This is a genomic window from Nocardia sp. NPDC057353 (assembly GCF_042667085.1).
Classification (GTDB): Bacteria; Actinomycetota; Actinomycetes; order Mycobacteriales; family Mycobacteriaceae; genus Nocardia.
Window position 1 is genome coordinate 22,684 of sequence record NZ_JBHVAK010000067.1, and the last position, 12,247, is coordinate 34,930.

Below are 12,247 nucleotides of genomic sequence, written 5' to 3' on the forward strand. Positions count from 1 at the left end.
CGGAGCAGGGGAACTGCACTAGTCCAGTCTTTCTGCCAGCGGGCGAAAAGCGAACAGCTTGCCCCGATGAGCGCTCTGGCAATCGATTGGCATCGCGAGATATCGGTATGGAGGTGTCAGCACGGACTCGACCCTATGTCGAGATGTTTTCCGGACTCGTCGCACAGTCTAAGGATTTACCGAATCAATGAATTCACTGCCACCCTTCGAAGGAAGGGACGATGAAGACGTGGAAATGGTCATCGAACTCATCGAAGACGAGGAGGAAATTCGGGAGTGGTAGCTCCTGACCGACCCGTGGCCGGCGAACTCGGGCTCTCGTCGGCCGCAGGTGGCGCGCCGCGACGGTGGCGGTGCGTACGTCAAGTTGAGTGGCGGCGGCTCATCTGCTATGGCACCCGGTTCCCAGGTGCTATGGTGCTGTGGTACATCGCTGCGTCCGCTGCGGTCGTTGTTCGACGGTTTCACTCTTTGCAGTCGCATGACTACAGCGCGGCTGATGCGGTTACCTCACTGCACACCAAGGAGAACCTTTCGTGACAAATACCGTACGCGCCTCTGAACGAAGCATTTAGTCGGAACCTCGATTCCGCACACACCTTCGAAAGAGAGTCCAACGATGGCAACTCGAGCCAAGTCGTCTGCCGAGTCGGGTGACGACGTACCGCCTACCGGCGCCAACACCACCTTCAGCCTCCGCCTGCGGCCCAAGGACTACCGCAACCTGCACCGATACGCCAACCTGCGCCAGGTCTCGATCGCCGAGATCGCTCGCGAGTTCATCCTGCAAGGACTCAGGAACGCCCTGGATCCCGTCGAGATCGAGCGGCAGATGGAAGCCGAAAAGCAGCGGTTGCTGGCGTATGCCAGAGAGCTGCGCGATGAGGACGGCGACGAGTCGCCGAGCGCGTAGTCCTGTCGCGCGGGGGGTGCCACCTCCTCGTGAGCAGGGTCGCCGACAGAGGGGTGGAGCACCGGGGGCTCCGCCCCTCTGTCGCGTTCAGCGCACGACAGCAAGGTGCGAATGAGTGCGCCGAGCACCTATACGTGGCAATTTGGTGAGATGCACCGTTCGTGGTTATGCTTCAACGTGTCGACAGAACGATCTACAGACAATCGAGCATCCGTGGCGGAGCACTAGGAGAACGAACGATGACCATGAACATCAGCGCCGGTGGTGCGGGGCGCGACGGCGTAATCGGCGCCACGGAGTTCGCTTGGCTGATGCTGGCCGTGGCGGGCGGCATCGTCTACGGCACCGTGGTGCGCGCCACCGACTGTCCGATGCTGGCCGCGGTCGGCTCCGGCGTCGCGGGCGGCGTCGCGGTGTTCGGCTTCCTGTGGCGGCAGGACTGGAAGATGCTGCTGACCTCGCGGCGCGGCTGGATCCTGACCGGCTCGTCGTTCGTTATCGGCTGCGCGGGGGCGTGCATCCCGGCCTTCACCATCGAATCGTCCCGGCCGTGCATGCAGCTTCTCGGGGCGGTCGCGGCGGGCGCCTTCGTCTTCGGTCTCGCCGTCGAGACCACCGACAACTTCATTCGGCGCTGAGGTCCCGCGCTTCGCCGCCCGCTATACCCGATGCCCCCGCCGACCGGGCGGGGGCATCGGCGTTCTATTCGGTGCAAGAAAAAGGAACGGGCGCCCGCTGGGGAGTGCGGGCGCCCGGGGGTCGTGCGGGGATCAGGGGAAGTAGACCCAGGCGGGGCCGATGCCGGGGAGATCCACCTTCTGCAGGGTGATCCAGCCGAGGTCGTCCTCCTGCAGGCACTCGTAGAGGGGGACGGAGGTCCCGTTGCCCTTGCAGGCGATGGTGTTCGCGGTGCCGTAGGGGCTGACGATGACGTTCTTGCCCTGCTGGGCCGCCTGCAGCGCCGCCGGGTCGGTGCCGCTGACGAAGGTGTGGGTGTAGTCGCCGAACCTGGCGGGGTCGACATCGTCGGCGGAGGCGGGGGCGGCGAGCGCAAGGCAGGCACCCGCTCCGATGGCCGCGGCCGCGACGGCCCGACCGAAGCGAGCCTTTGTGAACAGGGTGTTTCCGAACATGGGAGATCAGTGAACCCTATCGGGGTGAAGTCCGCATGTCGGAGCGGTGACAGTTAATCCGCGGAATGGGGCAAACGCGCAGCGTGCACCGTCGCCGGGTGAATTGCGATCAGCCCGAGCCCTTCGCGCCTGCGGCAGTGCGCGGCGAGCTCGGCGTAGGCGGGCGCGCCGAGCAGCTCGGTGAGCTCGGGGCCGTAGGACTGCCAGACCGGGCGGGCGCCGACGTGCGCGTCCGGCGAGCCGGTGCAGTACCAGTCCAGGTCGAGCCCGCCGGGGCCCCAGCCGCGGCGGTCGTACTCGGTGACGACGGTGCGCAGGATCTGCTCGCCGTCCGGCCGGTCCACCCACTCCTGGGTGCGCCGGATCGGCAGCTGCCAGCAGACGTCCGGCTTGACCTCGAGCGGCTCGATGCCGCGGCGCAGCGCCATGGTGTGCAGCGCGCAGCCGACGCCGCCGGCGAACCCGGGGCGATTCAGGAAGATGCAGGCGCCCTCGTACCTCCTTGTGCGCAGCGCGGGCTCGTCGTCCAGCTCGTCCTGCTCCAGGTAGCGCTTCTTGGTGACCTTGCCGCTCTCGTCCGTCGCCTCCGGCATGAGCTGCCAGTCCTGCGGGGTGAGCAGCTTGACGGCGCGCTGCAGCCGCTTGCGATCGTCGTCGTCGGCGAGGAAGGCGCCGTGCGAGCAGCAACCGTCGTCCGGGCGGTCACCGAGGATGCCCTGGCAGGCCGGGGTGCCGAAGACGCAGGTCCACCGGGAGAGCAGCCAGGTGAGATCGGCCACTATGAGATGCTCGTCGTTAGCCGGATCCTGGAACTCGATCCATTCGCGCGGGAAGTCCAGCTCGACCTCGGGCGCGGGCTCCAGTTTCCGCCCTGGTCGGGGCGGGGCCGGTTCGCTCGCTGATGCGCCTGCCGTCACGATGCCAGACGCTAACAGCTCCGCCGCGGCGCTCGCAGGCCGGACGGTGCCGGTACCCTGTTCGGAGTGCGGCTCGGAGTACTCGACGTCGGAAGCAACACCGTCCACCTGCTCGTGGTGGACGCGCATCGTGGTGGGCACCCCATGCCGATGAGCTCCACGAAGGCAGCGCTGCGGCTCTCCGAGAACATGGACGACAACGGCTGCATCACCGAGGCGGGCGCCCGCAGGCTGATCGACACCGTCGGCGAGTTCGCCAGCATCGCGGAGACCTCGCGCTGCGTGATGCTCATGCCCTTCGCCACCTCGGCGTTGCGCGAGGCGGGGAACTCCGACGAGGTGCTCGGCCGGGTGCGCGCCGAGACCGGGGTGAACCTGCAGGTGCTCACCGGCGTCGACGAGGCGCGGCTGACCTTCCTCGCGGTGCGCCGCTGGTACGGCTGGAGCGCGGGCCGGATCATCAACCTCGACATCGGCGGCGGCTCGCTGGAGCTGTCGACCGGCTGCGACGAGGAGCCGGACGCCGCGCTCTCGCTGCAGCTCGGCGCGGGCAGGCTCACCAGGGACTGGCTGCACGAGGACCCGCCGGGCAAGCGCAGGGTCGCGGTGCTGCGCGACTGGCTCGACGCCGAACTGGTCGCGCCCGCAAGGCAACTGCTCGAACCGGGCAAACCGGACCTCGCTGTGGGCACCTCGAAGACCTTCCGCTCGCTCGCGCGATTGACCGGAGCGGCACCGTCCGGCGCGGGGCCGCGGGTGCGCCGTACACTCACGAGTTCGGGCCTGCGTCAGCTGATCGCGTTCATCTCCCGGATGACGGCGGCGGACCGGGCGGAATTGGAAGGCGTGAGTTCGGACCGGTCGCAGCAACTGGTGGCCGGCGCGCTGGTCGCGGAGGCGAGTATGCGAGCACTGTCGCTGGATACGCTCGAGATCTGCCCATGGGCGCTGCGCGAAGGTCTGATCCTGCGCAAACTGGATACTGACATGAATGGCGGACCGGTCGACATGCTGCTGTCCGGGGCCGAGGTCGTCGAGACCGCGCGCTCCGACACCGCGGCGTCGGCGGGTCCGATCGAAACGGTGCCGTCATGAGTGAGGACCCCAAACAGCTTTCGGTCGCCGAACTGCTGGCCCGCAACGGCCAGGGTGGTTCGTCGGCCTCGTCCGGTGGCAGGCGCAGGCGCGCGGGCCGCGGTATCTCGGTCGCCGATCTGACCGGTGACCAGCCCGCGATCTCGCCCGGCGGTTCGTCGCACGCCGCGGAGGCCGAGCCGGAGCCGCCGGAGCCACCGGCGGGCGGGGGTGGTTTCGACCTCGCGGCCTACGGGCTCACCCCGTACGGCCAGGATGCCGAGACCCCTTCCGCGCCCGGCCGTTCCGTCTACGGCCCGCCGGATTCCGCTGCGGCGCCCGGCTATCCGCCGCCGGGCCCGGTATCGGACCTGCCGAGCTACTCGCCGGTCTCCGGCCCCATCGCCTACTACGACCCGCTCGCGGGCGCGCCCGCCGCGCCGGAGCAGGGGCGGCGCCGCCGGGTCAGGGACGAGGACGAGCAGCCCTCGTTCCCCATGCCGGAGACCGGTTCCGGGCGGCGCAGGCGCCGCAGGGCCGACGACGACGACGAACCGGCGGAGACCGGCGCCCCGCCGCCCAGCGGGATCGGCATCGACACCTCGGAGAGCCCGCGGCTGAGCCGGGCGGAGCGCAGGCGCGCCGCCGAGGCGGCCGAAGCGGCGCAGTCCGAACAGGACTCGGCGTCGGCGCGCGCGGCCGAGGCGGCGCGGGCCGCGGAGGCGGCGGAGGCGGCGCGGGCCGAGACCGCGCGGGCGGCCGAGGAGGCGGTCAGGGCGGCGCGGGAGAACGCCAGGGGCGGTGCCCGCGGCATCGACCCGGCGGCGCAGGCCGGGCGGCCGAACGAGGTCACCAGGATCACCCCGTTCGGCGGCGCGCGGCGTGGCCGCGATGTCGAACCGACGCGCGGCGAATTCGGCAACGGGCAGCCCGATTCCGGCGCCGAGCGCGACGCGGGCGCCTTCGGGCCGACCCCGCACCTCGGTCGCAACGGCGCCTCCCCGACCGAGCGCCCCTTCGGTGCCCCCGGCCGCCTCGGCGCGCCGGATCCCGGCCGGAACGGCGCCGGTTTCGGTGCCGCCCCCGGTTCGAACGACGCCCCGGACCCCGCTTTCGGCGGGGCGCCCGGCCCCAACGGCACCACCGCTTTCCGCGGCCCCAACGGCGCGCCCGACGCAGGCCCGAACGGCGCCTCCGCCTTCCGCGGTCCCAACGGCGCCCCGGACGCAGGCCCGAATGGTGCCGCCGGTTTCCGCGGTCCCCATGGCGCCCCCGACCCCGGTCGCAACGGCTACGGCGCACCCGACGCGAAGGGCCCCGATTCCAGCCGCAACGGGGCGCCCCCGTTCGGCGCCCCCGGCCACGACCCCGGCGCCCGCAACGGCGCATCCCCGTTCGGCGCCCCGCCCGACCTCGGCCGCAACGGCGCCCCCGGGCCCTACGGCCCCAAGCCGCCCGGCGCGGAGGAGGAACCGCCGTCCACCGCCGCCTGGTCCCTGCGCGACGAGGCCGAGTCCGGCCCGGTACCGCGCACCCCACCGCCCCCCGGCGGCCTCCCGGCCTGGTCGGCCCGGCGCCGCCAGCCCCCGCCCGGCCCCGAGGTGCAGGGCCCACCGCCCCCGGCATGGCCCCCGCAGCAGGAGCAGCCGCTGATCTCCGGCCAGACCGTCGCAGGCGACCTGCTGCGCAACGGCGAGCAGGACCGCCGCGGCCCCGGCCTCGCCGACCGGGACGGCGACTTCGACGACGAGTACGACGACTACGACCCCGAGTTCGAGAACGACCGGTTCGAGACGGGCGAGTACGACGACTACGAGTCCGGCGAGTACCGCCCCGACTTCGACGACGAGTACGAGTCCGGCGAGTACGAGGCGGCGGACCGCGGCAAGGGCAAACGCGGCAAGGCGAAAGCCAAGGGCAAGGGCAAGCCGAAGGCCGCGATGCTCGGCATGGCCGCCGGGCTCGGCGGCATCGGCCGCACGCTGAAGGAGAAGCTCCCCGGCGGCAGCGCCGAACCGGCGACGGCCGCCGCGAGCACCCGCCCGCGCCTCTCCGAGCAGGAGCTCAACCGCCGCCAGTGGATGATCCTCGGCGGCCAGAGCGCCGCCGCGGCGGTCGCGGGCATGCTGCTCTTCAAGGGCTTCGAGCGGATGTGGGAGATGCTGCCCTGGGTGGCGCTCGCACTCGCCATGATCGTGATACTCGGCCTGGTCGCGCTGGTCCGCGTGCTGCGCCGCACCGACGACATCCTGAGCACCGTGATCGCGGTGGTGGTCGGCACCTTCGTGACGCTCGGCCCGCTGGCGTTCCTGCTCAGTACCGGCTGATGGGTTCGCGGGCATGACGACGATCAAGATCGGGCTCTCCACCGCCTCGGTGTATCCGGAGAACACCGAGTCGGCCTTCCGGTACGCCGCCGAGATCGGCTACGACGGCGTCGAGCTCATGGTCTGGGCCGAGCCCGCCAGCCAGAGCCTCGCCACCGTGCGCAGCTACGTCCGGCGCTACGACGTGCCCGTGCTCGCGGTGCACGCCCCCTGCCTGCTGATCTCGCAGCGGGTCTGGGGCGCGGACCCGGTCGCCAAGCTGGACCGCAGCGTGCGCGCCGCCGAGGAGCTCGGCGCGGACACCGTCGTGGTGCACCCGCCCTTCCGCTGGCAGCGCCGGTACGCCGAGGGCTTCGCCGCCCAGGTGGCCAGGCTGGAGGAGGAGAGCCGGGTGCTGGTCGCGGTGGAGAACATGTTCCCCATGCGCGCCGACACCCTGTTCGGCCGCGGCGAGCGCGCGGTGCGCAGGCTGGAGCGGCGCGGCGGCCCCGGCCGCGGCCTGACCGCCTTCAGCCCCTCCTACGACCCCACCGACGTCGGCTTCCGCAACTACACCCTCGATCTCTCGCACACCGCCACCGCGGGCACCGACGCGCTGGCGCTGGCCGAGCGGATGGGCTCCGGGCTGGCGCACCTGCACCTGGCCGACGGCCGCGGCGCCGCGAACGACGAGCACCTGGTGCCAGGTGACGGCACCCAGCCCTGCGCGGAGGTCTGCGACCGCCTGCTGCACAACGGTTTCTGCGGGCACGTCGTCGCCGAGATCAACACCCAGACCGCGAAGACCACCCAGGAGCGGGCCGCCATGCTGCGCCGCACGCTCGCCTTCGCGCGGGCGCACTGCGGCGGCCGCCCGGTGGCGGGCGCCAACCAGAACTGAGGGCACACGCCAACCGTCGGGACGCCCGGTCGGGGGCCTGGTTTACGCTGTACGAAACGCCGCGCCGCCCCTGGCCGCGGCGGGACAGGAGTGACGATGTCGCAGTCGACCGCCGATCTCGATCGGTCCACCGCCACCGACGCCCCGTTCAGCCGGGTCTGCGCGGTCACCGAGGTCCCCGCCGAGGCGGCGGGCACCGGGCGCTACCTGGGCGAGATCGACCCGATCTGGACCATCGGCACCAAGGTGCACGGCGGGACCATGGTCGCGGGCAGCGCCGCTGCCGCCACCCGCTGGCTGCACACCGTCGAGCCCGGGCTCACCGGCATGGCCCCGATTGCCGCCAGCTCCGACTTCCTCGGCGCGCCGGACGCGGGCCAGGTCGAGTACGCGGTGCGCATCCGCAAGGTGGGCAGGCAGATCTGCCTGGTCGACGCGGAGCTGGTGCAGGGCGACCGGACCATGGTGCGCACCGCCTTCACCTTCGGCGCGCTGGACGACACCGCGCCGGTCTACGCGCCGCAGCACGGCGACATGCCCGCCGAGCCCGCGGCGGACGCCATCGGCTACGAGCCGGGCTCGCCCATGGGCAAGATCGTGAACGTGGCGCGCGGCGCCGACCTCTTCATGGACCGCAGCTGGGCCCGCTTCCTGGACGGCGAGACCGACGCCGAGCCCCGGCTGCGGCTCTGGATCCGGCCGCGCGCCGAGGACGCGAGCGACCCCGCGGTGGCGGCGTACTTCGCCATGATGGCCGCCGACATGAGCCCGCCGGTCACCATGAACCGCGGCCACTTCGGCTGGGCGCCGACCGTGCAGATGACCACCTACCTGCGCAGGCGCCCGGCGCCGGGCTGGCTCCGGGTGATCGCGACGACGCACGAGATCGGCAACCGGCTCTTCGACGAGGACCAGCTGGTTCTGGACAGCACCGGGGCGGTGGTGGCGCAGAGCAGGCAGCTCGCGCTGATCCCGCAGCGATAGCCAGGGCCGGTAAGGCTAGCCTTGGGGTCCATGACGAGAATCGCGGTGATCGGTGGTGGCCGGATCGGGGAGGCGCTCGTCGCCGGTCTGCTCGAATCCGGGCGGGTGGCGAAGGATCTGGTGGTCGTCGAGACGCACGAGGATCGGGCGGTCCTGATCGCCGAGCGCTTCGGGGTCCGGGTCACCGGCTCGATCGAGGACGCCGCGGTCGGCGCCGACGTGCTGGTGATCGCGGTCAAGCCGAACGACGTGGACGGCGTGCTCACCGCGCTCGGCAAGGCCATGCTCGGCGGCGACGGTGACCAGGTGGTGGTATCACTGGCCGCGGGTGTCCCGACCGCTCGGCTGGAGGCCAAGCTGCCCGCCGGGTCGCCCGTGGTCCGGGTCATGCCGAACACCCCGATGCTGGTCGGCCAGGGCATGAGCGCGCTCGCCCCGGGGCGGCACGCCAAGGCCGAGGACCTGGCGCTGGTCACCGCGCTGCTCGGCGCGGTGGGCAAGGTGGTGACCGTGGCGGAGGCGCAGATGGACGCCGTCACCGCGGTGTCCGGCTCCGGCCCCGCCTACTTCTTCCTGGTCGTCGAGGCCATGGTGGACGCCGGCGTCGGGCTCGGGCTGACCCGCGACGTGGCGACCACCCTGGTCGTGCAGACCATGCTCGGCGCCGCCGCGCTGCTGGAGGGCGCCGAGCAGAGCGCCGTCGACCTGCGCGCCGCGGTCACCTCGCCCGCCGGGACCACCGCCGCCGCCCTTCGCGAACTCGAGCGATCCGGCGTACGCTCGGCATTCCTGGAAGCGCTGCACGCCGCAGCGCGACGTTCGGCGGAACAGGGGTCGTCGGCGGAGTGACCGGGCGGTTCACGCTGGGGAAACCCGATTTCTCACTCCCGTCGCAGCAACACCACTGGTCCCGCTAAGCTTCAAGGAGCACGTGCGTGTCTGTTCCGCCGGTGGGGAAGCCGGCGGCGCGGACGTGCCGGAGGTCGATGGTGCGATGATGTCTGCGAACAAGATGTCTGCGAACAACGGAACCGGCGGGCCGGGCTCGCCGTCCAACCGCGGTGGAACACGACCACCCGGCGGCCCCCCGCAGGGGCAATCGGTATTCGCCGGTGGAACGCAATTCCTCACGGTTGCCGAGGTCGCCGAGTTGATGCGGGTCTCCAAGATGACGGTGTACCGCCTGGTCCACTCGGGTGAGCTGCCCGCGGTGCGGGTCGGGCGGTCCTTCCGGGTGCATGCCAAGGCGGTGCACGAATACCTGGAGACGTCCTACTTCGACGCCGGATAGGCGGATTCGGAGTGGCTCCGGTGTCCCGGTAGGATGAACAGTCGGTTCGTGTTCGCCCGCCGGTGGCACCGCTTCGGTGTGTCCGGAGCCCGGCGGGGCGAGCGAAACAGTGTCAGCCGCGCCCAGAGCGCCGAGTAGAGGAACGCGAGGACGACCCTATGGGTTCAGTGATCAAGAAGCGTCGCAAGCGCATGTCGAAGAAGAAGCACCGCAAGCTGCTTCGCCGCACGCGGGTGCAGCGGCGCAAACTCGGCAAGTAGGACCTCGCGTCGCTCGCGTGGAGCCCGTCACCGATCACGGTGGCGGGCTCTCCGTTTTATTTCCGCTTTGAATTGTTGAGCGCGCAATACCAGCGCGAATTTCTGTGGTAACCGCGTTATTTCGAGCGAGCGGTCGGGTTTATCCCTGGTCTCTCGGCGCCATGTATCCGGTGACTGAAGTCATCGTTAGAACCTGGTTAATACTGTCGGCGCCGCAGTTCACAGCCGCTACGCTGGAACGCGGAACACATCATGCCTGGGGGGCCGATCAGGCGGGATCCGGTGCGAATGGGTGCAGACACGAAGGACGGTCACCAACCCACGGTGGTGATGGTGACCGGAGCGAGCCGGTTCTTCGGCGGTGACGTCGCCGCCAGGCTCGCCCGCGACCCCGCGATCGAGCGGGTCCTCGCGGTCGATTCCGTGATGCCGAGCGCCGAACTCTGCCGCCGCATGGGCCGGGCCGAATTCATTCGCGCCGATATTCGAAACCCGATGATTCGCAAAGTGGTCGACGGAAACGCGGTCGACACCGTCGTGCACACCGCGACGCTCACCCATCCGCCTGCGGGCGGCGGGCGCGCGGTCATGAAAGACCTCAATGTGCTCGGCGCCATGCAGCTGTTCGCGGTCTGCCAGAAGGCGCCGACCGTGCGCCGCGTCGCGGTGCGCTCGTCCTCGGCGGTCTACGGCGGCAGCGCCAAGGACCCGGCCAAGTTCACCGAGGAGATGGGGGCCCGCAGACCGCCGAGCGGCGCCTTCGCCCGGGACATGATCGAGGTCGAGGGCTTCGTCCGCGGGCTGGCCCGGCGCAGGCCGGACATCGCCATCGCCACCCTGCGGCTCGCCCCGATCGTCGGGCCGCGGCTCGCCGCGCGCGGCATCGAGTACCTGCGGTCGCCGGTGACGCCGACCGTCTTCGGCCGGGACGCCAGGATGCAGCTGCTGCACGAGGAGGACGCGGTCGCCGCGCTCGTGCACGCCGCGCACACCCTGGCCAGCGGCACCTTCAACGTGGCAGGCGACGGCGCGCTCACGCTCTCCCAGGCCGTGCGCCGGGCGGGCCGGATCCAGGTGCCGGTGCCGTTCTCGCTCTTCCGTACCGTCGGGCGCACCCTGATGGGCCGGGTCATGCGCGAATTCAGCGGCGAACAGCTCGACTACTTCCACTTCGGCTGCGGGCTGGACACCACCCGCATGCGCACCGAGCTCGGCTTCCAGCCGCGCTGGACGACGGTGCAGGCTTTCGACGACTTCATCGGGGGCGCAGCGTTGCGACCCGTCATCGACCCGGCGTGGATCGATGCCGCAGAAAACAAACTGCTCGGCCTTGTCGGGGCCGGTACGGGAGCACAGAGATGAACGACGTAGCAAAGGTCATCCGGATGCCGGAGGCCGCGGTCGACACCGGGCCGCGGCCCACCTCGCGGCGCTGGGAGAGCGCGGGCCGCGCTCCGGCGGGCTCGGTCACCTCGCTCACCGACCGGCTACCCGCGGCCGGGCCGCGGCCGCCGCAGTCGGTCTCCGGGCTGGTCCGCGGGCTGCTCGGCAAGGGCATCAAGGGCACCGCCGAGTTCGCCAGGCGGCGGCTCTCCGGCGACTACCAGGTCGACGAGTTCGGCTTCGACGAGCACCTGCTGGAGTCGGTGCTGCTGCCCGCGCTGCGGCCGCTCGCCGAGCACTGGTTCCGGGTGCAGGTCAACGGCATGCAGCACGTGCCGGAGGTGGGCGGCGCGCTGCTCGTCGCCAACCACGCCGGGACGGTCCCGATCGACGGGCTCATGCTGCAGCTCGCGGTGCACGACCACCACGCCAAGCAGCGGGCGCTGCGGCTGCTCGCCGCGGACCTGGTCTTCGAGACGCCGGTGCTCGGCACGCTCGCCCGCAAGGCAGGGCACACGCTCGCCTGCCCGCCCGACGCCGAGCGGCTGCTCCGCTCCGGCGAGCTGACCGGGGTGTTCCCGGAAGGCTTCAAGGGCGTCGGCAAGAACTACGCCGACCGGTACAAGCTGCAGCGCTTCGGGCGCGGCGGCTTCGTCGCGGCCGCCGTGCGCACCGGGGTGCCGATCATCCCGTGCTCGATCGTCGGCTCCGAGGAGATCTACCCCAAGCTCGCCGACATCAAGCCGCTGGCGCGGCTGCTCGGGCTGCCGTACTTCCCGGTCACCCCGACCTTCCCGCACCTCGGGCTGCTCGGCGCGGTCCCGCTGCCGAGCAAGTGGTACATCGAGTTCGGCGAGCCGATCGCGACCACGCAGTACTCGCCGGAGGCGGCGGATGATCCGATGTTGATGTTCGAGGTGACGGATCAGGTTCGGGAGACCATTCAGCAGACGCTGTATCGGCAGTTGGCGAAGCGGCGCAACGCTGTTTTGGGATGAGCCCGGCTGCGCCGTGCGTGTTCGCCGCCCCGGGGAGTCCCGTTGTTCAGCGCTCGAGACTCGCGCCTTCGGCGCATGCACTTCGAG

The 12,247-nt window shown here is 71.1% G+C and carries 13 protein-coding genes; 11 read left to right on the top strand and 2 right to left on the bottom strand.

Going from position 1 to position 12,247, the window contains the following annotated elements:
• Nucleotides 1-619 precede the first annotated feature (619 nt).
• Together ACFUUZ_RS26920 and ACFUUZ_RS26925 are read left to right on the top strand one after the other, a co-directional pair.
• Nucleotides 620-913 carry a hypothetical protein gene (locus ACFUUZ_RS26920; RefSeq protein WP_378700945.1) on the top strand — a complete coding sequence of 98 codons (294 nt, stop codon included), beginning with the start codon at nucleotides 620-622 and terminating at the stop codon, nucleotides 911-913.
• Nucleotides 914-1,152: 239 nt separating this feature from the next.
• Entirely contained in the window at nucleotides 1,153-1,551 is a 399-nt protein-coding gene (locus ACFUUZ_RS26925; protein ID WP_378700948.1) for a hypothetical protein, read from the top strand.
• 132 nt (nucleotides 1,552-1,683) lie between these two features.
• Here ACFUUZ_RS26925 and ACFUUZ_RS26930 read toward each other — a convergent pair whose 3' ends face one another.
• Nucleotides 1,684-2,046: a hypothetical protein gene (locus ACFUUZ_RS26930; RefSeq protein WP_378700950.1), complete on the bottom strand. Its 363-nt coding sequence runs from the start codon at nucleotides 2,044-2,046 to the stop codon at nucleotides 1,684-1,686.
• A 53-nt stretch (nucleotides 2,047-2,099) separates the two neighbouring features.
• The gene (locus ACFUUZ_RS26935; RefSeq protein WP_378700952.1) at nucleotides 2,100-2,963 is read right to left on the bottom strand and encodes a hypothetical protein; all 864 of its coding nucleotides are present in this window, start codon (nucleotides 2,961-2,963) and stop codon (nucleotides 2,100-2,102) included.
• A 66-nt stretch (nucleotides 2,964-3,029) separates the two neighbouring features.
• On the opposite strand from ACFUUZ_RS26935, the gene ACFUUZ_RS26940 reads away from it, so the two are divergent.
• The 9 genes from ACFUUZ_RS26940 (at nucleotide 3,030) to ACFUUZ_RS26980 (ending at nucleotide 12,160) form a co-directional block, all read left to right on the top strand.
• Nucleotides 3,030-4,058, top strand: a complete 1,029-nt coding sequence (locus tag ACFUUZ_RS26940) for a hypothetical protein (RefSeq protein WP_378700954.1) — start codon at nucleotides 3,030-3,032, stop codon at nucleotides 4,056-4,058.
• Nucleotides 4,055-6,364 (top strand): hypothetical protein, encoded by a 2,310-nt coding sequence (locus ACFUUZ_RS26945; protein ID WP_378700955.1) that lies wholly within the window; start codon nucleotides 4,055-4,057, stop codon nucleotides 6,362-6,364. The genes ACFUUZ_RS26940 and ACFUUZ_RS26945 overlap by 4 nt, the downstream gene beginning before the upstream one ends.
• Before the next feature lie 13 nt (nucleotides 6,365-6,377).
• On the top strand, nucleotides 6,378-7,244 hold the full coding sequence (locus ACFUUZ_RS26950; protein ID WP_378700956.1) for a sugar phosphate isomerase/epimerase family protein: 867 nt from the start codon (nucleotides 6,378-6,380) through the stop codon (nucleotides 7,242-7,244).
• Between the two features lie 96 nt (nucleotides 7,245-7,340).
• Entirely contained in the window at nucleotides 7,341-8,228 is an 888-nt protein-coding gene (locus ACFUUZ_RS26955) for a thioesterase family protein (RefSeq protein ID WP_378700959.1), read from the top strand.
• 30 nt (nucleotides 8,229-8,258) lie between these two features.
• Nucleotides 8,259-9,077 (top strand): pyrroline-5-carboxylate reductase, encoded by an 819-nt coding sequence (gene proC / locus ACFUUZ_RS26960; protein ID WP_378700961.1) that lies wholly within the window; start codon nucleotides 8,259-8,261, stop codon nucleotides 9,075-9,077.
• A 145-nt stretch (nucleotides 9,078-9,222) separates the two neighbouring features.
• Entirely contained in the window at nucleotides 9,223-9,519 is a 297-nt protein-coding gene (locus tag ACFUUZ_RS26965) for a helix-turn-helix domain-containing protein (protein ID WP_378700967.1), read from the top strand.
• A 158-nt stretch (nucleotides 9,520-9,677) separates the two neighbouring features.
• Entirely contained in the window at nucleotides 9,678-9,779 is a 102-nt protein-coding gene (locus tag ACFUUZ_RS26970) for a 30S ribosomal protein bS22 (protein WP_003402602.1), read from the top strand.
• Between the two features lie 288 nt (nucleotides 9,780-10,067).
• Complete coding sequence (locus tag ACFUUZ_RS26975; protein WP_378700963.1) at nucleotides 10,068-11,141, top strand: NAD-dependent epimerase/dehydratase family protein; 1,074 nt, start codon at nucleotides 10,068-10,070, stop codon at nucleotides 11,139-11,141.
• Nucleotides 11,138-12,160 carry a lysophospholipid acyltransferase family protein gene (locus tag ACFUUZ_RS26980; RefSeq protein ID WP_378700964.1) on the top strand — a complete coding sequence of 341 codons (1,023 nt, stop codon included), beginning with the start codon at nucleotides 11,138-11,140 and terminating at the stop codon, nucleotides 12,158-12,160. The genes ACFUUZ_RS26975 and ACFUUZ_RS26980 overlap by 4 nt, the downstream gene beginning before the upstream one ends.
• The last annotated feature ends 87 nt before the right edge of the window (nucleotides 12,161-12,247 follow it).

Bases quoted from the DNA above. Each gene is read 5' to 3' on its own strand.
- ACFUUZ_RS26920 (WP_378700945.1), top strand. From the start codon at position 620: ATGGCAACTCGAGCCAAGTCGTCTGCCGAGTCGGGTGACGACGTACCG.
- ACFUUZ_RS26925 (WP_378700948.1), top strand. From the start codon at position 1,153: ATGACCATGAACATCAGCGCCGGTGGTGCGGGGCGCGACGGCGTAATC.
- ACFUUZ_RS26930 (WP_378700950.1), bottom strand. From the start codon at position 2,046: ATGTTCGGAAACACCCTGTTCACAAAGGCTCGCTTCGGTCGGGCCGTC.
- ACFUUZ_RS26945 (WP_378700955.1), top strand. From the start codon at position 4,055: ATGAGTGAGGACCCCAAACAGCTTTCGGTCGCCGAACTGCTGGCCCGC.
- ACFUUZ_RS26950 (WP_378700956.1), top strand. From the start codon at position 6,378: ATGACGACGATCAAGATCGGGCTCTCCACCGCCTCGGTGTATCCGGAG.
- ACFUUZ_RS26955 (WP_378700959.1), top strand. From the start codon at position 7,341: ATGTCGCAGTCGACCGCCGATCTCGATCGGTCCACCGCCACCGACGCC.
- proC (WP_378700961.1), top strand. From the start codon at position 8,259: ATGACGAGAATCGCGGTGATCGGTGGTGGCCGGATCGGGGAGGCGCTC.
- ACFUUZ_RS26965 (WP_378700967.1), top strand. From the start codon at position 9,223: ATGATGTCTGCGAACAAGATGTCTGCGAACAACGGAACCGGCGGGCCG.
- ACFUUZ_RS26970 (WP_003402602.1), top strand. From the start codon at position 9,678: ATGGGTTCAGTGATCAAGAAGCGTCGCAAGCGCATGTCGAAGAAGAAG.
- ACFUUZ_RS26975 (WP_378700963.1), top strand. From the start codon at position 10,068: ATGGGTGCAGACACGAAGGACGGTCACCAACCCACGGTGGTGATGGTG.
- ACFUUZ_RS26980 (WP_378700964.1), top strand. From the start codon at position 11,138: ATGAACGACGTAGCAAAGGTCATCCGGATGCCGGAGGCCGCGGTCGAC.